Consider the following 25,107-nt stretch of genomic DNA (forward strand, 5'->3'; position numbering starts at 1 on the left):
AGGGAATTCCTGCACGAGCTGCCGCTTCACCCGACACCGGAGGAACATTGGATTGAAGTGGGGCGTCTACGGTATGAAGTCGCGAAGCAGGGATTTGAAATGTCGATCCCTGATGCGCATGTGGCCCAATGCACAAGAGACTTAGAAGGATATCTTTTGACGAGGGATCGGATCTTTCAGACGGTGGCAGGGATTTGTGGATTCAAGTTACTGCCCATTGATTTGGCTTAGAAGTATTGGGCCCTGCCTAAATGGTTCCGTATCAAGGCTGTTTTATTTTCCTTATGTTAACGATCTTAATTTTAAGAAATTGACGTACGAATCGCATCACTCTTTCTGCGAAATATGTATGTGTCTTTTTGTCCGAAACTAACTTAATCTGCCCAATACTTATCTTCGATTTCCCTGCTTTCACTTTCACTTGGCCCTCTTTTCTCATCTCACATTATGGGCATTTCCAGTTCTATTTCTTTATAGGCTTTCCTCTTATTGGATTCCAAGTGTAGCGAAAACGAAATCCAAGACCGATTTCTTGCGCTGCTCCAGGGCCATCTTAGAGATCGCATCCATGCCTAGCAAGAGAGAAACCATGGGCGACATGGCGAAATAAGATAACGTCAGCAACAGGGCTGAAACCAGAAACTGCGGCGCATCCACGCGACGGATCGCCTTCTTCTCCATGTGTTCTTCCAAGAACTCCACGCCCCTCTGAAACAACGGACGGAAGAGGTTCTTGATGCTCGTCTCCAGGTACTTCGCGTCCCCCATCGTCGAGCCGGCGGTCGTGAGCTTGGCGAAGTGCGGGTGGCGGGCGGCGAAGTCGAAGAAGTCGGAGACCAGGGCCTCCACCAGGGCCTTGCCGGTGAGCTTCCGCTTCGCCACGTCCTGGCTGATCCGGATGAGGTCGAACATCATCTCGTCCATCACCGCCTGATAGAGGGAGGACTTGTCCTTGTAGTAATAGTGGATGAGGGCCTTGTTGACCGCCGCCTTGCGGGCGATCTCCTGCGTGCGCGCGCCCGCGAAGCCCTGCTCGGCGAATTCGTCTTCGGCCGCCAGGAGGATTTTTTGTTTCGATGAATGCTCTTTTTTTGTCACAACGTCTCGATCATGCGGGAATGACTTGGAGATTCGGACTGACGCGGTTTTGCAGCATGTTCGAGATGTAATTGAGAGTCGCCCCCGTCGAGCTGGGGCAGCTCCCGCAGGCGCCTTGGTATTCGACGCGCAGGATATTCTCGTCCAGGCCGAGGATCCTGAGATTCCCTCCGTCGCGCGCGAGGCCGGGACGAATCGTCTCATCGATGATCCGGTCGATGTAGGTGAGCTTCTGATCGGAGGGCAGCTTGTCGAACTCGTCGGAGGCCAGTTCCTTGAATTCCGCCCCCTCCCCCACCCGGATCGCCACAATGTCCTTCGCCGCCATCAGGATCTCGTTCGCCTGGAAGAAGATGTAGTCCCAGATGCCGCCGACGGTCTTCGTCACGGTGATGAAGTCGTCCATCAGGAAGACGGATTCCACGCCGTGGACGTCGAAGAGCTTCGCCGCCACCGGCATGTCCCAGCACTCTTCCTTCTTGTTGTACTGCTTGCTGCCTCCGACCGTGACCTTCTGGTCAAGCCGGAGCTTGAAGGCTTGCGGGTTCGGGGTCGGTTCGATCATGATGATGCGGGCCATCGGATGAATCCTCCTGTCCCTTGAAGGGTTTGCCTCTTAGCAATCCATCGGAACGGGGGCAATCGCCATTTTTCGGCTCCACTTCCATCAAAATGGCGCAACTGTTTTTTTGGGAGGGCGATGGTGTTCAGGAACGGAACATCATGAGCTCACTTTACCTCTCCACGGGCCAATCCCAGCTCCTCGCTCACGTCATGGCCTGGGGCAACCTTCGCGTCGCCGAGATCGCGGATGGTCCCTTCGCTTCCCCCCGGCTCAATCCACGCCAGAGCACCCAGTCTTTGATGCTCCCGTCCGCCATGGTGCTTCGTTACTTGGATCGGGTCAAGGGGCATGAATCGCGCCTCCTCACCGACCTCGGAATCGACGTGAAGGACCTGGAGCAGGAGGTCGCAAAGCCGGACGGGCCGTCGTTCAATCACTACATTTGGGTCCGCAATCCCGCCTGGCTGGGCGGCGATTTGATAACCATGGCGCGCATCGCGATGGACGATCTTTGGCAGATCCGCCAGGCCCGGATCAACATCCACGAGAGAATCATGCGATGGAAACGCATTTTCGGCGCCCAGGAAACCATGGATGCCCGGCCGAACGTCACCGGTCTCCAAAACCATCTGACCTGGCTTCAGGAAACCTACTCCGTGCGGCATTCCTATGCGAGCGATCTCATCCGGCACTTCAACCACGGCTGGGATCTCGTCCAGGCCTTTTACGACCCCGCCGCGAGGGCCGCGCAAAACATCCTGGAAGGCGGCCTGGCCCTCCAGCATTATTTGAAGGTTAAGGTCCCCCCCGTTTAGGAAGTCCGATCAAAAACGTGCGCCCGCGTGACGTGCGTATAAACCCTCTTTCCCTCCTCAAACCCGCTCTGGTCGGCGACGCCCTTGGGAACGATCGCGTTCAGAACCGAGCCGTGCTCCAGCCGGATCGCCAGGGCCACGTTCGCGCCCAGGAACTGCACCGATTGAATCACGCCCGGCCAGCCCCCGTCCTCCCGGCGCGAGGCCACGTAGACGTCGCTCGGCCGGAAGAGGACGCTCGCGCGCGTGCCCTCTCTTAAATGAATCGCCTTGAATCGGAAGGGTCCCCACGCCACGGTGCCCTCCTCCACGACCCCTTCCACGTGATTGGTCTCACCCACGAAGGACGCCACGAACGCCGTCGCCGGCCGGTCGAAGATCGCCTGAGGATGGGCCTCCTGCTCGATCTTTCCCTGATTCACCACCAACACCCGGTCGGAAAGTTCGAAGGCTTCGTCTTGATCATGCGTCACCAGGAGAGAGGTCAGCCGGATACGGTCATGCAATTCGCGGAGCCATGCGCGGAGTTCCTTGCGCAAGCGCGCATCGAGGGCGCCGAAGGGTTCGTCGAGAAGCAAAAGCTGCGGTTCAGGCGCCAGCGCGCGGGCCAATGCCACACGCTGTCGCTGGCCGCCGGAGAGCTGCGACGGACGCCGATTCTCCATTCCTGAGAGGCCCACCAAATGAAGCAATTCCCGCGCCTTCTCGTGCCTCTCCTTTTTGCCGGCCCCGCGGACCCGGGGGCCGAAGGCCACGTTGTCCAGAATCGACATGTGCCGGAACAAGGCGTAATGCTGAAAGACGAACCCGATCTGCCGTTCCTGGACGGGCACATGCGTAACGTCTTGGCCGTTGATCTCGATCGATCCCGAGCCGGCTTCTTCGAGACCCGCGATGCAACGGAGGATCGTCGACTTTCCGGAACCCGACGGACCCAGCAGAGTGACGAACGCGCCGTCCGCCACCTGGAAGCTCACGTCGTCCACGGCCTGGAAACCGTTGAACCGCTTTTTCAGATTTTGAACCTTGATGCTCATCATCCCTCCCCGGATTTTCGGGTCCGCCATTGGACATAGGTCTTCACCACGAGGGTCACGACCGCCAGGACCGTCAGGATCGACGCCATCGCGAACGCGCCCACGAATTGATACTCGTTGTAGAGAATCTCCACATGCAGCGGGATCGTGTTCGTCAGCCCCCGGATGTGTCCCGACACCACGGAAACGGCCCCGAACTCGCCCATCGCGCGCGCGTTGAGCAGGATCACGCCGTACAGCAGTCCCCATTTGATGTTCGGCAGCGTCACGTGCCAGAAGGTCCGCCACCCGCCGGCTCCCAAGGTCAGCGCCGCTTCTTCCTGGTCGTTTCCCTGCACCTGCATGAGCGGGATCAGGGATCTTGCCACATAGGGAAACGTCACGAACGTCGTCGCGAGGACGATCCCGGGCACGGCAAACAGGATCTTGATATCGTACCTGGCCAGCAACGGGCCCAGCGCCCCTTGCGCCCCGAAGAGCAGGACAAAAATGAGACCCGAAATGACGGGCGAGACGGTGAAGGGAAGATCGATCAGCGTCGTCAGGAGCTTCTTGCCGGCGAAGTCGAACTTGGCGATGGCCCACGAGGCCGCGATGCCGAACACCAGGTTGAAGGGAACGGAAATCGCCGCCGCGATCGCCGTGAGCTTGACAGCCGCCCGGGCATCGGGCTCGCTGACGGCTGCCCAATAGGCCGCCCAACCCTTGGCGAGGCCGCTCGATACGATCGTCGCCAGGGGAACGACCAGAACGATGCCGAGAAACGCCAACGCGGCCGCGATCAGGAGCATGCGGACCGGCCAGGGTTCCGTGACTTTAGGATTGGCCTGGGTGATCATGAACGCTCCATGCGTTGAAAGAGGCTGATGAGGGACAGCAGGACAAACGAAGCCAGGAGCATCATCACGGCGATCGCCGCGGCCCCCGCGTAGTCGTACTGTTCGAGCTTGGTAATGATGAGCAGGGGCGTGATCTCGGTCTTCATCGGCATGTTGCCCGCGATGAAGACGACCGACCCATATTCTCCCACCGCGCGGGCGAAGGCCGAGGTCATGCCCGTCAGGAGGGCCGGAAGGAGGGCCGGGAGAATCACCTTCGAGAAGGTCTGCCAGCGCGTCGCCCCCAGGCAAACGGCCGCTTCCTCGACATCGGGGTCCAACGCCTGCAGGACCGGCTGAACGGTCCGCACGACGAAGGGCAGTCCGATAAAGATCAGGGCGATCGTCACGCCCAACGGCGTAAACGCGGCCTTGATGCCGAGCGGATCGAGATATTTTCCCAGGAACCCGTTCGGGGAATAGATCGTTGTCAGGGCGATGCCGGCCACGGCCGTGGGAAGGGCAAACGGCAAATCCACCAGCATGTCGATCAGGCCCTTGCCTGGAAACTTGTATCGCACCAGGACCCAGGACACCAAGAGCCCCAAAAGGCCGTTCACCAAGGCCGCGATCAACGACGCTCCGAAGGTGAGGCGGTAGGAGGCCGTCACGCGCGGGGACGCGGCAGCCTCCCAAAACGCCTGCCAGCTCAAGCCCGACGCCTTGAGGAAAAGCATCGTCAAGGGAATCAAGACGAGCAGGCTTAGATAGAAGATCGTGTAGCCCAGGGTCAGACCGAAACCCGGAATCACGCTTTTAGTGCGCATAGATTTGGTCAAAGAGACCTCCGTCGTTGAAAAACTTGGGTTGCGCCTGACTCCATCCGCCGAAGGCTTCGTCGATGGTGACCAAATTGAGTCTTGGAAATTTGGCGGCGTACTTCGCCGCCACCGTGGCTTCGCGCGGTCGATAGTAATGCCTGGCCGCGATCTCCTGTCCTTCCGGCGAATAGAGATAATCGAGGTAGGCCTTGGCGACGTCCTCGGTCTTATGCTTCGCGATGTTTTTTTCGACCACCGCCACCGGCGGCTCGGCCAGGATGGAAATCGACGGGACCACGATCTCGAACTTGTCCTTTCCCAATTCATTCACGGCCAGAAACGCCTCGTTTTCCCAGGCGAGCAGGACGTCTCCGATCCCGCGCTCCACAAAGGTCGTCGTCGAACCGCGGGCGCCGGAATCCAAGACCGGCACGTTCTTATAGAGCGCAGAGAGGAACTCCTTGGCCTTCGCCTCGTTTTCAGGGGCTCGCGTCGCCCCCTCCACCGGCAAAGCCGTTGGAGCCTCCCCCTCAACGCCCCTTCGGGGCTGGTTTGACGGATTTGTAGAGTTTCGTTGCAAGGCGGCGTAGGCCCAGGCGGCGAGGAAGTTCCACCTCGCTCCGCCGGAGGTTTTGGGATTCGGCGTGATCACGGCCATGCCGGGCTTGACCAGATCGTCCCAGTCCTTGATGGCCTTGGGATTTCCTTTGCGGACGAGGAAAACGATCGTGGACGTGTAGGGGGCACTGTTGTTCGGAAGCTTCGCCTGCCAGTCCCTGGGAAGGAGACCCGACTTCTCGGCGATGGCGTCGATATCGTAGGCCAGCGCCAGTGTGACGACGTCGGCCTCAAGCCCGTCGATGACGGCGCGGGCCTGTTTGCCCGAACCGCCGTGCGATTGCTTGACCTCGACCGCCCCTCCGCCCTTCGACTGCCAATACTTGGAAAAGGCGGCATTGTAGTCCTGATAGAGCTCGCGGGTCGGGTCGTACGACACGTTGTAGAGGGTCACCGGGTCCGCAGCCTGCGCCTGCGGCAGGACCGCAATCGCGAGTCCGAAGACCGAACCGAGGATCCAAAGGGCGTTGCGAATGATTGTTTTGATCCGTTTCATTTTCGTATCTCCTTAAAACGCGACTTCCAGCCGCGTTTGAACGACCTTCTCGCTCGGACGGTCGGCCCCCGCGGCCGCGCCGCCGGCGAAAAGGGTGTGCTCGTAGTCGAGCACGGCCTTCACGTTGTCGTTCAGGTACCAGTTGACCCCGCCCGCGAAGGCGCGCGCGCGCCGCGCGGAAGCGTTCGGGTCGGCGAAGTTCGGAAAGACGTCGTCGTCCACCCGAAGCTCGTTGTAACGGGCCGCGATCTCCACCGCGCCCCACCTGCCTTCGGAAGGCTTGATCGGATTCCTCGGCTTCACGCCCTTGTAGGACGCCTTTTCCCCGGTGAGCACGAACGAGACTGCCGTCTGCCAGGCCTGGTGGGTGAAGTCCTCCTGCCCGTTGTTGTTCGTCACTTCCTGCGTGGAACGGACGTATTCCCCCAGAAACCCGAACGGGCCCCAGTAATAGGTGGTCTGTGGCGCCAGTCGGAAGACCTTGCCGGAGGCGACGGTGACGTTGGGTGTCGCCGTGTCGTTGACGTAGCGGAAGAACGTCGACTGGCCCGCGGTCTTGAAATTGGGCAGGTTGGGCGAGGCCGCGCTGCCCTTCTGCTTGCCGAAGGTGCCGGCGAAACCTATGCCGAAACCTTTTATTTGGGCGAAGATCCGTCCCGCCACATCCTTGCCGTCGTTGTTGTCGCCGTCAGTGCTGCCGCCGTCAAAGACGCCGCTGAACGCGCCCAACGCGTACTTCACCACGCCGCCGGAGACATCTCCAAAGAGCTGGAAACCCAGGTCGCGGTTCGGGACCAGGTTGGTCGGAAGCGCGCGCTCCACGAAGAGCAGGTTGTTGGCCGATTGGAGGCGCTCGAGACCGACGGGCTCCTTGAACTTGCCGCCGCGCAGCTTGATCTCAGGGAGGAAGCGGATATCGACGTAGCCGTCCTGAAGGGTCGCCGACCCGCCGCCGAAATCGGGAACGATGCGGATCCCGAACCGGTCGAACACTTGAGCTTCAATGATGGGCCGCAAGCGCCGCGCGACGAACGTGTTGTTGCCCAGGTTCAGCGGCAGGTCGATGAAGAACCGGCCGTCGGCCTGGACGAGGCCGCGGACCTTCAGCCAGAACCTCCCCTCACCGGATTGGATCTTGAATCCGTCCTTGCCGGCGGTGACGAAGGCTGACTCCTCGGCGAAAGAAAAAGATCCGCCGCTAAAAGTGAGCGCGGCGATGAGAATTGCAAAGTAACCTCCGATAAGTTTTCACGGTCATCTCCTTAAGTTTTGATTGTGTGGAAAAAAGAGACTAGGTGTAGGCCGGCGGCCGCGGGACTTAAGGATTTGAGTCTGTTTTCAGGAACTTACGAAGAGACCTTCACCCTTTAGACCCGCGCCGCCGGCCGCATACACATGGGCCGACAACAGCCACAGGGGCTGTTTTCGCAGCGGACAAAGATGTGAAGCTCAAAGGAATGCATGACTAATTTCTTTATCGACGATAACGGCCGCTTAGTTGCGCGTCAAGATTTTTTCATAATTTTTCAGACGAAGGATCAAACGATGCCTTCGTACAGGGCGCTGGAGAGATAGCGCTCGCCGGAATCCGGCAGGATCGTGACGATGGTCTTGCCCGGATTTTCCTTGCCCAGCCGCAAGGCGGCGATGAGGGCGGCCCCGCAGGAAATCCCGCTGACGATCCCCTCTTCCTTCGCCAGCCGCCGCGCCATCTCCATGGATTCGGCGCTCGTGACCTGCTCCACGCGGTCGACGATCGACAGATCGAGATTCTTGGGAACGAAGCCCGCCCCGATGCCCTGAATCTTGTGCGGGCCGGGCTTGACCTCCTGCTTGTTCATCGTCTGCGTGATCACCGGGCTCTCGACCGGCTCGACCGCCACCGACAGGATCTTTTTCTTCATCTGATGCTTGATATACCGGCTCACGCCCGTGATGGTGCCGCCCGTGCCGACGCCCGAGATGAGGATGTCGATGCCCCCGCCCGTATCCTCCCAGATTTCAGGACCCGTCGTCTTTTCATGAATGTCCGGATTGGCGGGATTTTCGAACTGCTGCATCAGGACGTAATGCCCGGGATCGCTCTCGTAGATCTCCTTGGCCTTGGCGATCGCCCCGGGCATGCCCTTGGTGCCTTCGGTCAAAACCAGCTCGGCGCCGAAGATCTTCAGCAATTTACGCCGTTCCAGGCTCATGGTTTCCGGCATCGTCAGCGTCAACGGATAGCCCCGGGAGGCCGCCACGAAGGCCAGCGCGATGCCTGTGTTACCGCTGGTCGGCTCGACGATCCTCACGCCGGGCTTGAGCACGCCCCTCTTCTCCGCGTCCCAAATCATGGCCGCGCCGATGCGGCACTTGACCGAATAGGCGGGATTTCGCCCTTCGATCTTGGCCAGGATCGTCGCCTTCGTGTCGTTGAGCCTGTTGATCCGGACCAACGGCGTCCTCCCGATCGACAGCGAATTGTCTTCATAGATATTTTTCATGTTCGTCCCTTTCGTCAGATGTCCCAATTGGGAATATATTGGATGGGTTTTTGAGTCTTGGTCGTGATCGTTTGGGGTTTCGCCAGAATCACCCTCGAGTCCGGAGGCACGAAATAAGTGATCCAAGAAGAGCCGCCGATGACGGAGCGGGCCCCGATGACCGTCTCTCCGCCGAGGATCGTCGCGTTGGAATACAGCACGACGTCGTCCTCGATCGTCGGATGCCTCTGCTTCGCGTCACCCCTGTTCTTCACCGAAAGGGAACCCAGGGTGACGCCTTGATAGATGGTCACGCGGTCGCCGATGACCGCCGTCTGCCCGATGACGACACCCGTCGCATGATCGATGAAGAGGGCCTCGCCGATGCGGGCGTCCGGGTGGATGTCGCAACCCGTTAGCGAATGCGCATATTCGGTCATCATCCTGGGAATGAGAGGAACGCCGGATCGCGACAACTCATGCGCGAGCCGGTAGGTCATGAGGGCCAGATAGCCGGGATACGTGAGAATGATTTCGTCGACGCCGCTCGCCGCGGGATCGCGTTCGTAGGCCGCGCGGGCGTCTTGAAGCAGCTTTTGCTTGATGACGGGGAGCTTCGCCATGAACTCGCCGGCCAGCGAATCGGCCCGACCCGGCCCATCGTCAACGCCCGCCAGCGCGCGCTGAATCTGCAAAGTCAGCTCCCGGCGGCACGAAACCTCGATTTCCGGGAGGCGTTCGGCCGACGCCCCCTTCAGGAAATCCCGGTCCGAGGGCCGGTGATCCGGAAAAAGCAGGAACCACAATGCCTCCAGGCAGTCGGCGACCTTGTTTCGCTGCGGAAGCGTTGTCCGATGCGACGACTCCAGCATTCATCCCCCGATTGCCGGCCAGACTACGACATCTCCGACGCGCAACGCCAGACCTAAGGTTTCACCCACACCTCGTCGCCTCGGACCTCCACATCAAACTGGCGGATCTTGATGTCCGGGTCACCCTTCAGACACTCGCCGGTCCGCACGTTGAACTGCCAATTGTGGGACGAACAGGATACGACCTCGCCCCGCAAGGTTCCCTTCTCCAGCGGATACTCGGCGTGCGGGCAGGCGTCCTTGATGGCGTGGAACTTTCCGTCCACGTTGAACACGGCCACGCGGTATTTGTCGGTCATGACGGACTTGGCCTTGCCGGGGGGAATGTCCGACATCTTGCCCACGTAGACGGGCTCGCCCTTCTTGGGAATGACGCGTTTGACGTAAGGGACGTAGTCGACGCCAAAGGGTTTCGGTTCGCGAATCTCTTTTTCTCGGTCCTTGTGGTCGGTCATCCGCTCAGTGGACCTTCTTCCGGGGTTTCGAGGCGCCGTTCGAGCGCGAGAGATGCGTGCGATGAACCTCGTTCTGCTTCTTCTTCAGGCTCGCCTTCAAGGTGTCGAGATCGGCGATGATCCGCTCGATCTCCGCGGTCATTTGCAACTTGCCGCCCTTGAGCGACTTGTAGACCGCCTCGCCCAATTCCGCAGTCGTCTTGACGATGCGGTGCTTGAGACCGTACATATCCATCTCAAGTTGGAGGACATGCGCCGTCTGGCCCGCCACGTAACGGGCGCCTTGGCCGCCCTCTTTGAGGACCTTGACCCCCTGATCCACGGCCTTCTTAAGTCTCTTTTTCACCTCGGCCCAGTCGGTATGTTCCATGAAATGCCCCCTTTATTTAGCGGGGGATCCCTCCGGGCATCCCCCGAACCCCCTAGCGTTCGTTCCCGGCAAAGCCGGATCACTCACGCAGGCATGTTACATGGTTCTATTAACCTATCCAAACGGTTTTAATGTTCGTGAATTCGTGGATGCCAACGACCGATAACTCGCGGCCGTACCCGGACCTCTTGATGCCTCCGAACGGGAGTCTCGGGTCGGACTTGACCATGCCGTTCACGAAGACGTTGCCCGCTTCGATCCTTCGCGCCAACGCCTCGGCCTTTGCCGTATCGCGCGTCCAGAGCGAAGCGCCCAGGCCATAGGATGTCATGTTCGCCAAGGCGACGGCCTCGTCCGCCGTTTTGAAACGAATAAGCGACACGACCGGCCCAAAGACCTCCTGGTCAAACGCCGACATTCCCGGCCTCACCTCTTCTAAGACCGTGGGCGCGTAGAAAAAGCCTTTTTCCGTCCGCCGTCCCCCTTCGAGAAGGACCTTCGCACCCTGTCGTTTCGCCTCGCCAACCTGTTTTTCAAGATTCTTCAGCAGGTCCTCGCGCGCCAGGGGACCCAGGTCCGTCTCGGGGTGGGTGGGGTCACCGACCTTGAGCGCCCGGACGGCCGCAAGGATCCGGTCTCGGAACTCAGGGTAGATTTTTTCGGCGACCAGAAAACGCTTCGCCGCGATGCAGCTCTGGCCGGTGTTCAGCATCCGGCCCTTGACCGCCACCGGGATCGTCGCGTCCAGGTCGGCATCCTCGAAGACGATGAAAGGATCCGAACCGCCGAGCTCCAAAACCGTCTTCACAAGATTTTTTCCGGCGACAGAAGCCACCGCGCTTCCCGCCCGGTCGCTGCCGGTGAGAGAAACTCCGGCGACCATCCCCGACTCGATCAGCTTCGCGGCGTCGTCGTTCGTCAGGAACAGGGATTGGAAGACGCCTTCCGAAGCCCCCGCCTCGCGAAAGAGCGACTCGATCTCGAGGGCGCAGGCGGGAACGTTCGGGGCGTGTTTGAGGAGGACGACGTTGCCGGCCATGAGCGCCGGGATCGCGAAGCGGAAGACCTGCCAGAACGGGAAGTTCCACGGCATGATGCCGAAAATCACGCCCAGCGGGTCGTAACGAACGTAGCTCTTGGCGGCCTCCGTCTGGACGGCCTGCGGCTCGAGCGCCTGTCTGGCCGAGGTGGCGTAATAGTCGCAGCCGCGCCCGCACTTGTCGATCTCGACCTCCGCCTGCGCAATGGGCTTGCCCATTTCCAGGGTGATGAGGGCGCCGTAGCGCGCCAAACGGGATCTCAGAAGCGCGGCCAATCGGCGGGCCACCGCCGCCCGCTGGTCGACCGGAACCTCGCGCCACGATCGAAAGGCCTCCCGTGCCTTTTCCGCCGCGGCGCGGGCCTGGTCCCAGGAGTGTTCGGGATATTCGCGAACGAGTTCTTCCGTCGCCGGATTCAAGGTGCGATACATGCGTACCTAAGACCCTTTTTGGAATGACCTGTCAACCGACGGCTCTCCGGGCTCCCGCGAACGGGGTTTCGATCCCGGGGAAGAGGCGCTAGAATGATTTCATGCGCTTCGCCGTCGACGAGATGCTGGGCAAACTCGCCCGCTGGCTCCGGATGATGGGCTTTGACGTCTCCTACCGGAGGCCGGTCGATGATCTCCTGCTCATCGGCGAAGCGCGCGATGAAGAGAGAATCATTCTCACCCGCGACACGCGCCTGATCCGGAAGCTCCGTCCCGAAGAGTATTGCTTCATCTCCCACGATCACCTCGAGGACCAATGCCGGGAGCTCTTTGAGAGATTTCCGGGGCTGCTGAACGAGCGTGCGCCGCTCTCCCGTTGCGTTGAGTGCAACGTCCCCTTGGAAGAGATCGAAAAGAAGAAGGTCAAGGACAAGGTCTGGCCGTTCGTCTTCGAGACCCAAAACCGCTTCACCACCTGCCCCGACTGCGGACGGATCTATTGGGAGGCGACGCACGTGGAAAAAATCAAGCGCCGCCTGAACGCGCTCGCGCCAACGATTCCGAGCCGATCAGGATGAGCCGGATCTCCTTGATCAGCCTCTCGGTCAGTTTCTTGCATTCCCGAGACGGGAGATCCAAGGCCTCGGCCCCCACCGTGAAGACGACGGCGACGATCGCCTCGGCGGCGAGCATGGGGTCCGCCAGCGGCCGGCGGGCCTGCTGGGCCGCCCTTTGGAGATCCTCCGCGAGCTCGTTCACGAACAGGTTCATCTCCCTGCGGAGCGACTTGCGGAAGGCCGGCGAGCTCCCCAAACGTTCCCCCATGAGGATCCGGAACAGATTCGCGTTCCGGCGGATGAAGTCGATGAAGGCCACGGCCGAGGCCTCGACCCGGCTCTCTTGACGTTCCGCCATCCGGCGCGCCTCGCGCATCAGCCTCCGGAGGGAGAGGGCCACCTCGTCCACGAGGGCGAGTCCAAGATCGTCCATGTCCCTGAAATGCCGGTAAAAGGCGGTGGGGGCGAGGCCGGCCTCGCGGCAAACCTCGCGCAGGCTCAATCCCGCAAACCCGTGGCGGGCGCTCAAGCCGATGGCCGCGTCGACCAGGGAGCGGCGGCTGACGGCTTTTTGTCCCGCCCGTGTTTTCCCGTTCAAGTCCCTGCTTTTTAGGAACATTTGTTTCCAATATATCGCCCTGAGGACCATTGCAACATTGATGTTCCTTGACAATGTTCCAAATTGAACTATTTTCGGAGTACAGTTGTGCGCTTAATTCACCATCAACCGTCAAGGAGAGCCTGATGCCACGCAAGAAGACGCCCGCCGCAACCCCCGCATGGACCCCGGAGAGATTCGAGGCCTTCGGCCGCGAGATTTCCGCCGTCGGCGAGGAGGTGCGGGCGAGATTGGGAGACGAGGACGTCGCCTACGTGAAGAAATTGCGGAAGGTCTCACGGGCCGCGGAGGCCGTCGGACGCGCGCTGATCCATTTCAGCCTGGACCCCCTCACATGGTCCGCCGGCGTCTTCTCCCTCTGGCTCCATCACCAGCTCGAGACGGCCGAGATCGGCCATTCCGCTTTGCACGGGTGTTGGGACGGCCTCAAGGGCGCGGAGGCGTTTTATCCCTCCGCCTTCAAATGGACCATGCCCGTCGACGAGAAGGCATGGCAGCACGAGCACAACATCCTTCATCATCAATACACGAATATCGTCGGCAGGGATCCGGACCTCAATTACGGCGGCTTGCGCATCGCGGAACAGACACGGTGGTTGCCGCGCAACCTCGTCCAATTCCTGCAGTTCTTCTGGACCGCGCCCATTTTCGCATGGACGATCGCGATTCACGCGACCGGCCTGACCGACCTGACCCACCCGCGAAACGACGAGACCTACGCCAACGTCCTGCCGGACAAGAAGATCACAACCCTTCTGAAGGCCTTCAAGCAGACGGCCAAGAAGATGATTCCCTATTCCCTTTACGAATTCGGCTTCTGGCCGATGCTGGCCGGACCTCTTTGGTGGAAGGTGCTCGCGGGAAACCTCACCGCTGAAACGATGCGGAATGTCTACACGTGCGCGACGATCTACGCCGGGCATTTCGGCGACGATCTGACGTACTTCGACAAGGACTTCAAGGCCAAGGGGCGCGGCGAGTGGTACAAGGCCCAGATCGAGGCGGCCCACAACTACGACGTCCCGGTCCCGGTGAGCGTCCTGTGCGGGGCCCTCGACTATCAAATCGAGCACCATCTCTTTCCCAAACTGCCGCCCAACCGCCTTCGTGAGGTCGGGCCGAAGATCCAAAAGATCTGCAAAAAATACGGGATCCGGTATCACCGTTCGGATTGGGGCAAGACGCTCAAGGAATCCCTCAAACGCATCTTCAAGATGTCATTTCCGGCCTTGCCTTCCCCCTTGCGCAGCCAGTAGCAACGGGTCGTGCTTCGAAATTCCGAGCATTGGGATGCCGTCATCCTGGGGGCCGGCGGTGCGGGCCTCATGGCCGCCATCGAGGGGGGGAAGCGCGGTCGCAGGGTCGTCGTCCTCGATCATGCCGCGAAGATCGGAGCAAAGATCCTCATCTCCGGGGGCGGACGGTGCAATTTTACGAACCTGCACACGCCGGCCGAGGCCTACGTTTCGGAAAATCCTCACTTCTGCAAGTCCGCTCTCTCCCGCTTTCAGCCGGAGCAGTTCATTTCCTTGGTGAAGGCCCACGGCATCCCCTTTCATGAGAAGAAGCTCGGGCAGCTCTTTTGCGACCGGTCGGCCAAGGACATTGTCCGATTGCTCGTCTCCGAATGCGTCAAGGCGGGCGTGGTCATCCGTCTACAAACGAAAATCGCCGGCGTGCGCAAGGAGGCGGGCGTATTCGTCGTTGAAACCAACCGGGGCGATTTTGAGTCCTCGTCTCTCGTCGTCGCGACCGGCGGCCTCTCCATTCCCAAGATCGGCGCCACGGGGCTGGGTTACGACATCGCCCGCCAGTTCGGGCTGGACGTCGTTCCGACCGCGCCGGCCTTGGACGGTTTCCGTCTCGACCCCGCGTTGCTCGAGCGGCTCCAAGGCCTCTCAGGCGTCTCCCTCGACGCGATCCTCTCCTGCGACGGCGTTTCGTTCCGCGAAAACATCCTCTTCACGCACCGGGGGCTGAGCGGTCCGGCCGCCCTGCAAGCTTCGCTTTATTGGAAGCCGGGCGCCCCGGTCACGATCAACCTCCTGCCCGGAACGGATGCGGCCGAATGGTTGGTCGAAAAAAAGAGGGAAGGGTCGAAGGCCCTCCTCAAGAACGCGCTGACCGGGTTCTTCCCCAAACGTTTCGCGGAGGCGTTTTGCCAAATCCAAGACGCACCCGAGGTGGCCTTGATCCGCGTTTCGGACAAGGACCTGCGCGATTTCGGCGCCATCCTCAACCGATGGACCCTCACGCCTGCCGGCACGGTGGGCTACGACCGGGCGGAGGTGACCCGGGGCGGCGTGGCCACCAAGGAGCTCTCCTCCAAGACGATGGAGTCCAAGAAGGTCCCGGGGCTCTATTTCATCGGCGAGGTGGTGGACGTCACCGGCCGCCTGGGCGGATACAACTTCCAATGGGCCTGGTCCTCGGGCTGGGCCGCGGGACAGGCGGTCTGAACCGGTCTCAAAAGGTCCAGCCCACGTGTTTCGCGCGCGCGGGGTTTTCGGGAATCACGATCCCCCACAGCGGCTTGAATCCCCCCGTCTCGGAGGAGTACCGCATGTCTCCCACAACGTCGCCCCGGCCGCTCAGCGCGACGAACCCTTCGGTGAACCAGAGGAATTTCTCCCAGTCCTTTTTGAGGGCCGGGTTTTCGAGAAAGCCCGGAGGCAGCCCTTCGGGACGAAGGACGGTGACGCTCGCCCCTTCGGCGTAAGTTGCGCCGCTCCCGATCGGGACACGGATCGTGTCGGCCCAAAGCCGCCCGTCCGCCTCGTAGAGGGACCGCCAGACGACCAGGTTCGCCAGGGTCGGCATCACCCGCGCCTTGACGGCCTCGTGACCCCGCGCGTGCAGGATCTCCCTTTGTGCGGCCTCCCCGCGGCGATTCTGGATTTCCCCCAAACCAAGATAGGCGAGACAAAAGAGCAGGGCCAGGACCGCCGCCCGGGGACGTCTCTTCCATTGAGCCCAGACAACGCCCGCGATCAAGGCGCCGCTGAAGACCGGGTCGACGATGGAGACGCAGTCCCAGGAAATCCTCGCCGTGGAGAACGGCCAGAGGAGCATCGTGCCGTAGCTCGTGCAGGCGTCCAAAAGCCCGTGGGTGGCGTAACCCCAAAAACAGGCCCAAGACACGCCGGCCCAGTCCTCCCGGTACGCCCGGAAGACCCTGAGAAAAAGGGCGACGATCAGGGCCCCGGCGGGGATGAACAGGAGGGCGTGCGTGAAGTGCCGGTGAAGCGTCACACCGAGCATGGGATCGGACGGGGAATAGATGAAGACGTCCAGGTCGGCTGCCATCCCGCCCAACGCGCCGGCGAGGAGGGCCTTTTTCCCGATCCTTTTTTGCGTCAGCGCCTGCGCCGCCGCGGCGCCGAGGAGACCCTGTGTCAGCGTGTCCATGTGCTCTCTCCTTGTCGTCGCCCCTGAAATATGGCATGGGAGTCGGAATACACAAACGATCTCGATGCTTTCGTGGGAGGGTATCCATGTATATCGCGATGAACAAGTTCTGGATCAAGCCGGGAAAGGATCAGGACTTCGAAAAGGTCTGGCGCGAGCGCGAAAGCTATCTCAAGGGGGTTCCTGGGTTTAAGGAATTCCACCTCCTGCGGGGAGACGGCGGGGTCTACATCTCGCACTCGGTCTGGGAAAACGAGGACGCCTTCAGCGCTTGGACGGAATCCGAGGCCTTCGCCAGGGCCCACGGCCAAGGCGGGAGCCAGGGGCTCGTGCAAGGGCCTCCCGAATTCAATGGCTACCAGGTCGTTCTCTGACCCGGCCGCATACCGCGGCAAGGTCTATCATCTCAAACCGCTTTTCGATTGGATCAACCGCGATTACTTTTCGGGTTCCGTGAAATGCAAACTCGCCTGGGGCCGCGTCCGCGCCTCCCGGGTCCGGCGCGTCCGCCAGCTCGGGCGCTTCGAGCCGCGCGCCAACCGGATCGTCTTGAATCCGGTCCTCGACCAGGCGGGGGTTCCCGTCTTCGTCGTGGCCTCGGTGCTGCATCACGAGATGTGCCACGCCGTGGTTCCGGCCAAGAGAAGGAGCGGCTATACCGAGTTTCACGGCCCGGAATTCAAGGCCCTCGAAAGGAAATTTCGGGACTACCGCGCCGCGCGCGACTGGATCCGCGCGAACCGGAAGTTTCTCTTCCAACCGGCGCGGAATCACGTGACGGCGGCCGTCCCCGCGGAAGCCCCCGAACAATTATCCCTACGCCTTTTCTAAGTAATCCCCGGTCTCGGTATCGACCACGATCGATTCTCCGGTCTTGATGAAGAGGGGGACCTTCACCTGGAGACCGTTGTCCATCACCGCGTCCTTCGTCGCGCCCGCCATGCCCTTGGTGGGGGGATCGCATTCGGCGACCGTGAACGCCATCTTCTTGGGAACGCTCACGCTGATCGGGCGTTCGTCATGGGTCAGGAGCACGATCGGCGATTCGGGCTTGAGGTAGGGGATCACATCCTCGAGGAGGGACTTGGAGAGCTCGAACTGTTCGTAGTTTTCGGGGTCCATGAAGTGGTACATGTCCCCGTCCTGGTAGAGAAAGTTGACCTTCTTTTCGAAGACGTCCACCTTTTCCACCGAATCGACCGACCGGAAACGCATGTTGTTCTTGATGCCGGTCTTGAGGTTCCGGATGTCCACCTGGACCTGGGCGTTGCCCTTGCCCGGCGTGATGTGCTGGGCCTTGAGCACGCGGTAGAGGACTCCTTCGATATTCAGAATATCCCCGACCCGAATCTGTGTGGCGTTGATCATGCCTTCTTCCCTCCTTTGATGTCTTGTTCGTATGAAATCAGGTTGGTGTAAAAGGTCACCTTGGGATTGTTTTTCTGGACGTAATCCCGTTCCCATTCGCTCTTGAAGAGGACCATCGGGTAGCCGCGCACGTCGTGGACGATATGCGAGCGGTAGTAGTCCCAAAAGTCCTCCAGAACCTTCTTGTCGTCCGCGTGATACCAGCAGGAAAGCTCGTAGGGCAGCGGCGTAAAGACGGCGTCCGCGCCGTACTCGTGCAGGAGGCGGAACTTCACCACCTCGAACTGGAGCTGGCCCACGACGCCGATGATGGTCTCGGAGGTGTTCTTGCGGCGGAAGATCTGGGACGTCCCCTCCTCCGCCAGTTGCTCCAGGCCCTTCTGCAGCTGCTTGCTCTTGATGGGGTTCTTCAGGTCCACGCGCGCGAAAAGGTCCGGGGAAAAATGAGGGACCCCCGTGAACTTGAGGGGTTCTCCCTCCGTGAGGGAGTCGCCGATCATCAGGTTCTTGTCGTGAATGCCGATGATGTCCCCGGCGTACGCGCGGTCGACGTTCTTCCGCTCCTGGCTCAGGAACTGGAGGGCGTTGTTGATCCGGAACTCGCGCCCCTGCCGGACGTGGTAAGCCGTCATCCCCTGCACGAACTCGCCCGAGCAGATGCGGAGGAAGGCGGTGCGGTCGCGATGCTTTGGGTCCATGTTCGCCTGGATCTTGAAGACTAGCCCCGTGAACTTGGGCTCGTCGGGATTGACCTCCCGCGTTTCCGTCGGCCGCGGCCGAGGTCCCGGGGCGAGTCGCAAAAAGGCCTCCAGAAGCTCCTGGATGCCGAAGTTATTGACCGCCGACCCGAAGAAAACCGGGCTTAAGTGCCCCGCCAGGTAGCGGTCATGGTCAAAGTCGTGCCCCGCCCCCGTCAGGAGCTCCAGGTCGTCCCTCAGCCGGTCGATCCGATCCTTTCCCACCTTCTCGTTCAACTCCGGGTCATCCAAGTCCGTGTAAAACTTCTGCTCGAAGCCGCGGGTCTTTTGTCCCGCCTCGAAGAGCCGGATGCGCCTTTCCGTCAGGTCGTAGACGCCTTTGAAGCCCTTCCCCTGCCCGATCGGCCAGGTCATCGTGAAGCACGGCAGTTCCAAGACCTTTTCGACCTCGTCCACGAGCTCGAACGGATCGCGCCCCTCCAAGTCCACCTTGTTCATGAAGGTCATGATGGGGAGATTCCGGTCCCGGCAGACCTGAAAGAGCTTTTTCGTCTGGGTCTCGATACCCTTCGACGAATCGATGATCATGAGCGCGCTGTCGACGGCCGTGAGCACCCGGTAGGTGTCCTCCGAAAAGTCCTGGTGGCCTGGAGTATCGAGCAGGTTGATCTCATTTCCGCCGTACTCGAACTGCATGACGGAGGACGCGACGGAGATGCCGCGCTGTTTTTCGATCTCCATCCAGTCGGAGCGCGCGAACTGCTTGGCCCTTTTCGCCTTGACCACGCCCGCCATGTGAATGGCGTTCCCGAAGAGGAGGAGCTTCTCCGTGACGGTCGTCTTGCCGGCGTCCGGGTGCGAGATGATGGCGAAGGTCTTGCGCGGGGCGCGTTCCATGGAATTCGGTCTTCTATGAGAAATGTCTCAGATTGAAAAGGAGTGAATTTACCGTTAAGTTCCCCGGGAACAGGGCCCGTAGCTCAGGGGATAGAGCATCTGCCTTCTAAGCAGAGGGTCGCGCGTTCGAATCGCGCCGGGCCCACATCTTTCCGCGACACTTTTTCCCTCCCCCGGCCGTCTCAAACTGGGATAGGGAACCTTATGCGCTTGCCGCGAGTCATGATCGTCCTGGTCCTCCTCGCCGCGCCAAACGCCGCCGCAGAGACACTTTCGTGGAGGGAATGCGTCGATGAGGCGGCACAGGCGAATCCCACGATCCGTGCGGCCGAGGCGACGGTCTCCTCGGCGCGTTACCAGACCAAGGCGGCCTATGGGGCCTTCTTTCCGCAGGTTACGGGCAACGCCGATTACTCGAACGGCGGGCGGTCCACGAGCTCCCCGGGCACCTTGACGCCCTCGGCGGGCGGCGTCCTGACCGATAACAACAATTCCTTCCTCTCATTCTCGGTGAACGCCCGGCAGAACGTCTTTTCCGGATTCCGCGACAAGGCCAGGATCGGCCAGGGCAAGGCGAACGAAACCGTCGCGCGATCGGATCTCCATCTGGCCCGCTCCCAAGCCAGCTTCGACCTCAAGTCGGCCTTCGCGGAGCTGAGATACGCCCAGGATTTTCACAGGCTGACGGAGGACATCGTGAAGCGCCGCCGGGACAACTCAAACCTGGTCGCACTGCGCTTCGAAAGCGGGCGCGAGAACAAGGGGTCCCTCCTCCTTTCGCGCGCCTACCTGGACGACGCCGAGTTCGACCGGCAACAGGCGGCGAACGCGATCGAAACCTCGCGCCAGGAACTCGCCCGCGTCCTCGGCCGCGAAAATCTCGATGAGATCCGGGTGGCGGGGACCGTGCCGGTCACGAAACCCCGCCCCTTGAAGAGCTACGCGGACAGCCTGGACGGGCTCATGGACCAGACGCCCGAATTCCGGCGCGCCGCGGGACAAAAAAAACTCGCCCAGGAAACCGTCCGCGAGGCCCGGTCGGCCTTCTTCCCCAGCCTGGACGTCAATGCCGCCGTCGGGCGCCAGGGCGACCAATGGTTTCCGGAGGACAACCGCTGGTCCGTCGGCGTCGGCCTCTCCCTTCCCCTCTTCAGCGGCGGCACCGACTACCACAACTTCAAGAGCGCCAAGGCGCGTGATTTGGCGGCGGCCTATAACAAGACCGGCGCGGAAACCCAGGTGCGGGCGAGGCTCGTCTCGGCGCACAAGGCCTTTGTCGACGCGGTCAAGAGGCTCGAGGCGGACAAGTCCTTTCTGGACGCGGCGAGCGTGCGGGCCGAGATCGCGCGGAGCAAGTATGACAACGGACTGATCTCTTTCGAGGACTGGGATATCATCGAGAACGATCTCATCAACCGCCAAAAGGCCTATCTCGTGAGTCAGCGGGACCGGATCACGGCAGAGGCGGCCTGGGAGAGGGCCTTGGGACGGGGGGTATTCGAATGAAGAAGAAGATCCTGATCGCGGCGGCGGTTGCGTTCCTGCTCGTGATCGCCTTTGTCGTTTGGAACCGAAAGACCGGCGATGCCCCCTTGTACCGCGAAGCCGCCGTCGCGCGGGGAGACCTGACCGTCACCATCACGGCCACCGGCACCGTTGCGCCGGAAAACCGCCTCGAAATCAAGCCTCCCATCTCGGGGCGCGTGGAGGAGATCCTGGTCGACGAGGGCCAGGCGGTCGCGCGCGGTGACCTTTTGGCCTGGATGAGTTCCTCGGAAAGGGCGGCCTTGCTCGACGCCGCCCGGGCGCGCGGCCCTCAGGAACTCAAGCGCTGGGAGGAATTCTACAAGGCGACTCCGATCTTGGCCCCCATCGACGGGATGGTGATCTCGCGGAACGTCGAACCCGGCCAGAGCTTCACGACGGCGGACGCGATCTTCGTCCTTTCCGACCGCCTGACCGTCAAGGCCCAGGTGGACGAAACGGACATCGCGGAGATCAAGCTGAAGCAGCCGGCCCAGGTCATCCTGGACGCCTATCCGAAGGAGGTCTTTTCCGCCCAAGTCGACCAGATCGCCTACGACTCCACGACCGTGAACAACGTGACGATCTACGTGGTGGACGTCCTCCCCGAGAACCCCCCGGAATACTTAAGGAGCGGCATGACGGCGAGCGTGGAGTTTCGCGTCGCATCGAAACCGGGCGCCCTGCTTCTCCCCCTGGAGGCCGTGCGCACGGTGGAAGGCCGCTCCGTCGCGCTCGTGAAAGACCCGAAGGCAAAGGAACCGGCGGAGAAGGCGGTGACCGTGGGATTGAACGACGGGCGCCGTGTCGAGATCCTGACGGGGCTCGCGGAGGGCGAGACCGTCCTCATCCCGCAGCGAAAGGCCGCGAGCCGCCCCGCCGGCGGCACGAACCCTCTTTCACCCATCAGGCGGCCGGGAGGCCGATAGTCGAGGGGTTCGCATGTTGGAGATCCGAGACGTCCATAAAACCTATTCCCTGGGCGCCGCGACCGTCCGCGCCCTTCAAGGCGTCTCTCTGACCATCGAGGACGGCGACTTCGTGGCCATCATGGGCCCGTCGGGCTCGGGGAAGTCCACGCTGATGCACGTCCTGGGCCTTTTGGACCAGCCGGATTCGGGCTCCTACCTCGTGGACGGGGTCGAGACCTCCCGGATGTCAGACCACGTTCTCGCGGCCCTCCGCCGGAACACGACCGGCTTCATCTTCCAGCAGTTCCATCTCCTGCCGCGCCTGACGGCCCGCGAAAACGTCGCCCTCCCCGCCCTCTACGCCAAGGGCGCCTATGACTTCGAGCGGGCCCGGGAGCTCCTCGAGACCGTGGGCTTGAGTGATCGCGCGGAGCATCGCCCCAACGAGCTCTCGGGCGGACAGCAGCAGCGGGTCGCCATCGCCCGCTCGCTCGTCAACGCCCCGAGAATTCTCTTCGCCGACGAACCGACGGGCAACCTCGACTCCAAGAGCGAGGACGAGATCATCAGCATCCTGGAAAAGCTGAACGAGCGGGGCATCACCGTGATCATGGTCACGCACGAGGACGAGATCGGCAACCGGGCGAAACGCGTGATCCGGATGAGAGACGGGAAGGTCCAGTCGGACGAGCGGTTACGTCCCCTCAGGACCCTGACCGCAACGCCGCAAACTCCGTCGATGCCTTCCAAGGAAAGCTACCAGGGGAAACTCCGAGAAATCTGGGAACAGGCACGACAAGGATTCCGGAGCCTCGCCGCCAACAAGGTGCGGAGCTCCCTCTCCATGCTCGGCATCCTGATCGGCGTGGGAGCGGTGGTGGCGATGCTGGCCCTCGGGCACGGGGCCCAGAAGGCGATTGAGGCCCAACTCTCCTCGCTCGGCTCGAACCTGCTGGTCCTGCGGCCGGGCGCCACCCACGCGGGCGGCGTCGTCCTGGAGGCCGGGTCGGTCACGCGTCTCACTCTCGACGATGTCCAGGCCCTGAAGGAGAAGATCCCGGCCATCCGCGACGTTTCGCCCTCGGTTTCGGGCCGCGGCCAGGCCGCGTTCGGGGACCGGAACTGGAGCACGCAGATCTTGGGCGTCTCTTCGTCCTACGCCCAGATACGCGCCTCGGAGCCTCAGAGCGGCCGCTTCTTCACGGAGGAGGAAAACCGGCAGAGAAGCCTGGTGGCCCTCGTGGGCGTGACCGTCGTCCGCGAACTCTTCGGCGAGAAGGATCCCTTGGGTGAAACCATTCGGATCAACCGGGTCGCCCTCCGCGTGATCGGCGTCCTCCCCGAAAAAGGTCTCGCCATGTGGCGTGATCAAGACGACGTCGTCGTCGTGCCGGTCCTGACCGCCATGTACCGGCTGTTGGGCAAGGACTACGTGGACTCGGCGGACATCGAGGTGGCCGACGCCGCCGAGATCGAGGCGACTCAGGAGGAAGTGACCAGCCTCATGATCGCCCGGCACCGCGTACCGCCGGTCCAGCAACAGGACGCCTTTCAGGTACGGAACCTCTCCGAGTTGAAGGACGCGTTGACCGAAAGCAACCGGGTCATGTCGCTCCTCCTCGCGTCCATTGCGGCGATCTCTCTCCTGGTTGGCGGCATCGGCATCATGAACATCATGCTCGTCTCCGTGACCGAGCGCACGCGGGAGATCGGCCTCCGCAAGGCGATCGGAGCGAGCCGCGAGGACATCCTGCTCCAGTTCCTGGTGGAGGCGGTGGTCGTGAGCGTGGTCGGCGGACTTTTGGGGATCGCCTCGGGCTGGATCGTCACCCTCGCCATGTCGCAGTTCGCCGGCTGGACCACCTCCGTCACCCCTGACTCGGTGGCGCTGGCCTTCCTCTTTTCGGCCTTCGTCGGCATCGTCTTCGGCCTCTATCCGGCAAAACGCGCGTCGGAGCTCAACCCCATCGAGGCCTTGCGTTACGAGTGATGCGTCTTTTTGGTTTTTTTTGAGAGCAACCTTCCCGGCCCCCGGCCGAATTCCGTTTCGTGGCCCTCACCACCCCCATCATCGCCTCGGCGGCCCATCAATTCACGGCGTTGACCGCCCCGGAGGCGAACCTTCCGCCGGCGGCCTTCGCGCCGGGGCTTTTTACTCCCTTGTTAGACCCGGCGGAGGATCGCTTTTCGAGCTCCGCGGCGATTCCCCTGTCCCGCCTGACCTCCCGAACGGCCTCGCCCGCCTGGCCCGCCATGGCCGTGCTCGCCGTGGGCCTGGGTCTCGCGGTCTGTTTGGCGGGACACGCATCGATCTCCGGAGACGCCGCCCTGGCCATGGCCTCGGGGCCGCTTCTCGCCCCCGGCCTCATCGAGCGATTGAACCGCTGGCTGCGGCGCATCCAAGCCCGCCTGGAAGAAATCGCGCGCGACGCCGTCTGGTCGATGACCGGCCCCGTGGACCCCATCACCCACGAGTCCTGGCGGATCGGAAAACTCATGGACATGGAGGACATCGCCGGACACCCCACGCAATACGAGCTCATCCGGCACCGCTTCAAACACCTTCCGGCCGAGGAGCGCCTGGTCCGCGCCGAGGGCGTGCTCCGGTGTTTTTCAAAATACCGTTACCGGAGCAACCCCCTCGCGCTGCTCGCCCTCGAGGCATTTACGGGCCACCTCGTTTCGTGGCTGAGCGCCGACGAGCGCCGCACCCTGCTCCTCCATTTCACCGAGTCGGGCGGGATCAAGACCTTTCCGCGTCCCCTCCTGAAGGCGATGACGGCTGGTTTCCCGGCCGCGGAGAGAAAGAGTTACGGCCTTTGAAAGTCGCTTGGAAAATCCTCCCGTTTCCCCTAAACCCCTCCGTCGGAGGATTTCCCCATGTCCGAGACGCCCTCAAAGTTTGACAATGTCATGGTCGACGCCAAGGCCAACGTCTATTTCGACGGCAAGGTCGTCAGCCATTCGGCCTATGACATGAAAGGCAAGAAGTTCACGCTGGGACTGATTTACCCCGGCACCTACAGGTTCAACACGGGCGCCCCGGAGCGGATGGTGATCACCGCCGGCGCCTGCCGGGTGGTCCAGGCCAGCGGCGCGATGACCTCGCACAAAGCCGGCGAGGAGTTCCGGATCCCCGGCAATTCCGCCTTCACGATCACCGCCGAGGGCGGGATCTGCGAATACGTCTGCTATTTCGAGTAAGGCCTCGTCTATAATAGGGG

29 protein-coding genes and 1 tRNA gene are annotated in these 25,107 nt (G+C 61.7%); 14 read left to right on the plus strand and 16 right to left on the minus strand.

Annotation, left to right across the window (positions count from 1 at the left end; translation table 11 throughout):
- A partial coding sequence (locus VLJ37_02630) for a PIN domain nuclease (GenBank protein ID HSA58561.1) occupies positions 1 to 231 on the plus strand: 231 nt, incomplete at its 5' end.
- 255 nt (positions 232 to 486) lie between these two features.
- Here the strand turns inward: VLJ37_02630 and VLJ37_02635 are convergent.
- Positions 487 to 1,098: a TetR/AcrR family transcriptional regulator gene (locus VLJ37_02635; protein HSA58562.1), complete on the minus strand. Its 612-nt coding sequence runs from the start codon at positions 1,096 to 1,098 to the stop codon at positions 487 to 489.
- Positions 1,099 to 1,108: 10 nt separating this feature from the next.
- On the minus strand, positions 1,109 to 1,678 hold the full coding sequence (locus VLJ37_02640) for a NifU family protein (GenBank protein ID HSA58563.1): 570 nt from the start codon (positions 1,676 to 1,678) through the stop codon (positions 1,109 to 1,111).
- Between the two features lie 143 nt (positions 1,679 to 1,821).
- Here VLJ37_02640 and VLJ37_02645 point away from each other — a divergent pair, with 143 nt between their 5' ends.
- Positions 1,822 to 2,478, plus strand: coding sequence for a hypothetical protein (locus VLJ37_02645; GenBank protein HSA58564.1), 657 nt, complete (start codon positions 1,822 to 1,824; stop codon positions 2,476 to 2,478).
- On the opposite strand, the gene VLJ37_02650 is transcribed toward VLJ37_02645, so the two are convergent.
- Genes VLJ37_02650 through VLJ37_02670 form a run of 5 tightly spaced genes read right to left on the minus strand, consistent with a single transcriptional unit; the run spans position 2,475 to position 7,261 of the window.
- Entirely contained in the window at positions 2,475 to 3,515 is a 1,041-nt protein-coding gene (locus VLJ37_02650; GenBank protein ID HSA58565.1) for an ABC transporter ATP-binding protein, read from the minus strand. The two genes, VLJ37_02645 and VLJ37_02650, sit on opposite strands and share 4 nt — an antisense overlap.
- On the minus strand, positions 3,515 to 4,354 hold the full coding sequence (cysW, locus tag VLJ37_02655) for a sulfate ABC transporter permease subunit CysW (GenBank protein ID HSA58566.1): 840 nt from the start codon (positions 4,352 to 4,354) through the stop codon (positions 3,515 to 3,517). Before cysW ends, VLJ37_02650 begins: the two co-directional genes overlap by 1 nt.
- Positions 4,351 to 5,160, minus strand: a complete 810-nt coding sequence (cysT, locus tag VLJ37_02660) for a sulfate ABC transporter permease subunit CysT (GenBank protein ID HSA58567.1) — start codon at positions 5,158 to 5,160, stop codon at positions 4,351 to 4,353. The genes cysW and cysT overlap by 4 nt, the downstream gene beginning before the upstream one ends.
- Positions 5,150 to 6,268 (minus strand): sulfate ABC transporter substrate-binding protein, encoded by a 1,119-nt coding sequence (locus tag VLJ37_02665; protein ID HSA58568.1) that lies wholly within the window; start codon positions 6,266 to 6,268, stop codon positions 5,150 to 5,152. The genes cysT and VLJ37_02665 overlap by 11 nt, the downstream gene beginning before the upstream one ends.
- A gap of 12 nt (positions 6,269 to 6,280) precedes the next feature.
- Complete coding sequence (locus VLJ37_02670; protein ID HSA58569.1) at positions 6,281 to 7,261, minus strand: porin; 981 nt, start codon at positions 7,259 to 7,261, stop codon at positions 6,281 to 6,283.
- On the opposite strand from VLJ37_02670, the gene VLJ37_02675 reads away from it, so the two are divergent.
- Positions 7,262 to 7,438, plus strand: a complete 177-nt coding sequence (locus VLJ37_02675) for a hypothetical protein (GenBank protein ID HSA58570.1) — start codon at positions 7,262 to 7,264, stop codon at positions 7,436 to 7,438.
- Positions 7,439 to 7,806: 368 nt separating this feature from the next.
- Here VLJ37_02675 and cysK read toward each other — a convergent pair whose 3' ends face one another.
- The 5 genes from cysK to VLJ37_02700 form a co-directional block, all read right to left on the minus strand.
- Positions 7,807 to 8,754, minus strand: a complete 948-nt coding sequence (gene cysK, locus VLJ37_02680) for a cysteine synthase A (GenBank protein HSA58571.1) — start codon at positions 8,752 to 8,754, stop codon at positions 7,807 to 7,809.
- A gap of 14 nt (positions 8,755 to 8,768) precedes the next feature.
- The gene (gene epsC / locus VLJ37_02685) at positions 8,769 to 9,605 is read right to left on the minus strand and encodes a serine O-acetyltransferase EpsC (protein HSA58572.1); all 837 of its coding nucleotides are present in this window, start codon (positions 9,603 to 9,605) and stop codon (positions 8,769 to 8,771) included.
- 53 nt (positions 9,606 to 9,658) lie between these two features.
- Positions 9,659 to 10,060: a Rieske 2Fe-2S domain-containing protein gene (locus VLJ37_02690; GenBank protein HSA58573.1), complete on the minus strand. Its 402-nt coding sequence runs from the start codon at positions 10,058 to 10,060 to the stop codon at positions 9,659 to 9,661.
- A gap of 4 nt (positions 10,061 to 10,064) precedes the next feature.
- Positions 10,065 to 10,430 (minus strand): hypothetical protein, encoded by a 366-nt coding sequence (locus tag VLJ37_02695; protein ID HSA58574.1) that lies wholly within the window; start codon positions 10,428 to 10,430, stop codon positions 10,065 to 10,067.
- 109 nt (positions 10,431 to 10,539) lie between these two features.
- The gene (locus VLJ37_02700) at positions 10,540 to 11,901 is read right to left on the minus strand and encodes an NAD-dependent succinate-semialdehyde dehydrogenase (GenBank protein ID HSA58575.1); all 1,362 of its coding nucleotides are present in this window, start codon (positions 11,899 to 11,901) and stop codon (positions 10,540 to 10,542) included.
- A gap of 101 nt (positions 11,902 to 12,002) precedes the next feature.
- Here VLJ37_02700 and VLJ37_02705 point away from each other — a divergent pair, with 101 nt between their 5' ends.
- Positions 12,003 to 12,479, plus strand: coding sequence for a Mut7-C RNAse domain-containing protein (locus tag VLJ37_02705; protein HSA58576.1), 477 nt, complete (start codon positions 12,003 to 12,005; stop codon positions 12,477 to 12,479).
- Here VLJ37_02705 and fabR read toward each other — a convergent pair.
- Complete coding sequence (fabR, locus tag VLJ37_02710) at positions 12,427 to 13,077, minus strand: HTH-type transcriptional repressor FabR (protein HSA58577.1); 651 nt, start codon at positions 13,075 to 13,077, stop codon at positions 12,427 to 12,429. The two genes, VLJ37_02705 and fabR, sit on opposite strands and share 53 nt — an antisense overlap.
- A 125-nt stretch (positions 13,078 to 13,202) precedes the next feature.
- Between fabR and VLJ37_02715 the strand changes: the two genes are divergently transcribed.
- Positions 13,203 to 14,333 carry a fatty acid desaturase gene (locus tag VLJ37_02715; protein ID HSA58578.1) on the plus strand — a complete coding sequence of 377 codons (1,131 nt, stop codon included), beginning with the start codon at positions 13,203 to 13,205 and terminating at the stop codon, positions 14,331 to 14,333.
- A gap of 9 nt (positions 14,334 to 14,342) precedes the next feature.
- The gene (locus VLJ37_02720) at positions 14,343 to 15,536 is read left to right on the plus strand and encodes an NAD(P)/FAD-dependent oxidoreductase (protein ID HSA58579.1); all 1,194 of its coding nucleotides are present in this window, start codon (positions 14,343 to 14,345) and stop codon (positions 15,534 to 15,536) included.
- Positions 15,537 to 15,543: 7 nt separating this feature from the next.
- On the opposite strand, the gene VLJ37_02725 is transcribed toward VLJ37_02720, so the two are convergent.
- The gene (locus VLJ37_02725; GenBank protein ID HSA58580.1) at positions 15,544 to 16,485 is read right to left on the minus strand and encodes a metal-dependent hydrolase; all 942 of its coding nucleotides are present in this window, start codon (positions 16,483 to 16,485) and stop codon (positions 15,544 to 15,546) included.
- An 86-nt stretch (positions 16,486 to 16,571) separates the two neighbouring features.
- Here VLJ37_02725 and VLJ37_02730 point away from each other — a divergent pair, with 86 nt between their 5' ends.
- Positions 16,572 to 16,859 carry an antibiotic biosynthesis monooxygenase gene (locus VLJ37_02730; GenBank protein HSA58581.1) on the plus strand — a complete coding sequence of 96 codons (288 nt, stop codon included), beginning with the start codon at positions 16,572 to 16,574 and terminating at the stop codon, positions 16,857 to 16,859.
- Positions 16,837 to 17,316: a SprT-like domain-containing protein gene (locus VLJ37_02735; GenBank protein HSA58582.1), complete on the plus strand. Its 480-nt coding sequence runs from the start codon at positions 16,837 to 16,839 to the stop codon at positions 17,314 to 17,316. Before VLJ37_02730 ends, VLJ37_02735 begins: the two co-directional genes overlap by 23 nt.
- Here the strand turns inward: VLJ37_02735 and efp are convergent.
- Together efp and VLJ37_02745 are read right to left on the minus strand one after the other, a co-directional pair.
- Entirely contained in the window at positions 17,302 to 17,853 is a 552-nt protein-coding gene (gene efp / locus VLJ37_02740; GenBank protein ID HSA58583.1) for an elongation factor P, read from the minus strand. The genes VLJ37_02735 and efp overlap by 15 nt on opposite strands.
- Positions 17,850 to 19,448: a peptide chain release factor 3 gene (locus VLJ37_02745; protein ID HSA58584.1), complete on the minus strand. Its 1,599-nt coding sequence runs from the start codon at positions 19,446 to 19,448 to the stop codon at positions 17,850 to 17,852. Before VLJ37_02745 ends, efp begins: the two co-directional genes overlap by 4 nt.
- Positions 19,449 to 19,520: 72 nt before the next feature.
- Here VLJ37_02745 and VLJ37_02750 point away from each other — a divergent pair.
- The 6 genes from VLJ37_02750 to VLJ37_02775 all read left to right on the plus strand — a co-directional run bounded on the left by VLJ37_02750 (position 19,521) and on the right by VLJ37_02775 (position 25,087).
- Positions 19,521 to 19,593: transfer RNA gene (locus VLJ37_02750), tRNA-Arg, on the plus strand.
- Between the two features lie 59 nt (positions 19,594 to 19,652).
- On the plus strand, positions 19,653 to 20,954 hold the full coding sequence (locus VLJ37_02755) for a TolC family protein (GenBank protein ID HSA58585.1): 1,302 nt from the start codon (positions 19,653 to 19,655) through the stop codon (positions 20,952 to 20,954).
- Positions 20,951 to 21,901: an efflux RND transporter periplasmic adaptor subunit gene (locus VLJ37_02760; GenBank protein ID HSA58586.1), complete on the plus strand. Its 951-nt coding sequence runs from the start codon at positions 20,951 to 20,953 to the stop codon at positions 21,899 to 21,901. Before VLJ37_02755 ends, VLJ37_02760 begins: the two co-directional genes overlap by 4 nt.
- 13 nt (positions 21,902 to 21,914) lie before the next feature.
- Positions 21,915 to 23,873, plus strand: a complete 1,959-nt coding sequence (locus VLJ37_02765) for an ABC transporter permease (protein ID HSA58587.1) — start codon at positions 21,915 to 21,917, stop codon at positions 23,871 to 23,873.
- A gap of 59 nt (positions 23,874 to 23,932) precedes the next feature.
- A complete protein-coding gene (locus VLJ37_02770) occupies positions 23,933 to 24,706 on the plus strand; it encodes a hypothetical protein (GenBank protein ID HSA58588.1) in 774 nt (257 codons plus the stop codon).
- A 57-nt stretch (positions 24,707 to 24,763) separates the two neighbouring features.
- A complete protein-coding gene (locus VLJ37_02775) occupies positions 24,764 to 25,087 on the plus strand; it encodes a pyrimidine/purine nucleoside phosphorylase (protein ID HSA58589.1) in 324 nt (107 codons plus the stop codon).
- The last annotated feature ends 20 nt before the right edge of the window (positions 25,088 to 25,107 follow it).

The sequence above is a fragment of the bacterium genome (assembly GCA_035454885.1).
In the GTDB taxonomy this organism is placed as follows: Bacteria; UBA10199; UBA10199; order JACPAL01.

Excerpts from the sequence above, each read along its gene's own strand:
- VLJ37_02705 (HSA58576.1), top strand. The coding sequence starts at position 12,003 with ATGCGCTTCGCCGTCGACGAGATGCTGGGCAAACTCGCCCGCTGGCTC.
- VLJ37_02765 (HSA58587.1), top strand. The coding sequence starts at position 21,915 with ATGTTGGAGATCCGAGACGTCCATAAAACCTATTCCCTGGGCGCCGCG.
- VLJ37_02745 (HSA58584.1), bottom strand. The coding sequence starts at position 19,448 with ATGGAACGCGCCCCGCGCAAGACCTTCGCCATCATCTCGCACCCGGAC.
- VLJ37_02700 (HSA58575.1), bottom strand. The coding sequence starts at position 11,901 with ATGTATCGCACCTTGAATCCGGCGACGGAAGAACTCGTTCGCGAATAT.
- VLJ37_02760 (HSA58586.1), top strand. The coding sequence starts at position 20,951 with ATGAAGAAGAAGATCCTGATCGCGGCGGCGGTTGCGTTCCTGCTCGTG.
- cysW (HSA58566.1), bottom strand. The coding sequence starts at position 4,354 with ATGATCACCCAGGCCAATCCTAAAGTCACGGAACCCTGGCCGGTCCGC.
- fabR (HSA58577.1), bottom strand. The coding sequence starts at position 13,077 with ATGTTCCTAAAAAGCAGGGACTTGAACGGGAAAACACGGGCGGGACAA.
- epsC (HSA58572.1), bottom strand. The coding sequence starts at position 9,605 with ATGCTGGAGTCGTCGCATCGGACAACGCTTCCGCAGCGAAACAAGGTC.
- VLJ37_02735 (HSA58582.1), top strand. The coding sequence starts at position 16,837 with ATGGCTACCAGGTCGTTCTCTGACCCGGCCGCATACCGCGGCAAGGTC.
- VLJ37_02650 (HSA58565.1), bottom strand. The coding sequence starts at position 3,515 with ATGAGCATCAAGGTTCAAAATCTGAAAAAGCGGTTCAACGGTTTCCAG.
- VLJ37_02640 (HSA58563.1), bottom strand. The coding sequence starts at position 1,678 with ATGGCCCGCATCATCATGATCGAACCGACCCCGAACCCGCAAGCCTTC.
- VLJ37_02725 (HSA58580.1), bottom strand. The coding sequence starts at position 16,485 with ATGGACACGCTGACACAGGGTCTCCTCGGCGCCGCGGCGGCGCAGGCG.
- efp (HSA58583.1), bottom strand. The coding sequence starts at position 17,853 with ATGATCAACGCCACACAGATTCGGGTCGGGGATATTCTGAATATCGAA.
- VLJ37_02730 (HSA58581.1), top strand. The coding sequence starts at position 16,572 with ATGTATATCGCGATGAACAAGTTCTGGATCAAGCCGGGAAAGGATCAG.
- VLJ37_02645 (HSA58564.1), top strand. The coding sequence starts at position 1,822 with ATGAGCTCACTTTACCTCTCCACGGGCCAATCCCAGCTCCTCGCTCAC.
- VLJ37_02755 (HSA58585.1), top strand. The coding sequence starts at position 19,653 with ATGCGCTTGCCGCGAGTCATGATCGTCCTGGTCCTCCTCGCCGCGCCA.
- VLJ37_02690 (HSA58573.1), bottom strand. The coding sequence starts at position 10,060 with ATGACCGACCACAAGGACCGAGAAAAAGAGATTCGCGAACCGAAACCC.
- VLJ37_02665 (HSA58568.1), bottom strand. The coding sequence starts at position 6,268 with ATGAAACGGATCAAAACAATCATTCGCAACGCCCTTTGGATCCTCGGT.
- VLJ37_02695 (HSA58574.1), bottom strand. The coding sequence starts at position 10,430 with ATGGAACATACCGACTGGGCCGAGGTGAAAAAGAGACTTAAGAAGGCC.
- cysT (HSA58567.1), bottom strand. The coding sequence starts at position 5,160 with ATGCGCACTAAAAGCGTGATTCCGGGTTTCGGTCTGACCCTGGGCTAC.
- VLJ37_02775 (HSA58589.1), top strand. The coding sequence starts at position 24,764 with ATGTCCGAGACGCCCTCAAAGTTTGACAATGTCATGGTCGACGCCAAG.
- VLJ37_02715 (HSA58578.1), top strand. The coding sequence starts at position 13,203 with ATGCCACGCAAGAAGACGCCCGCCGCAACCCCCGCATGGACCCCGGAG.
- cysK (HSA58571.1), bottom strand. The coding sequence starts at position 8,754 with ATGAAAAATATCTATGAAGACAATTCGCTGTCGATCGGGAGGACGCCG.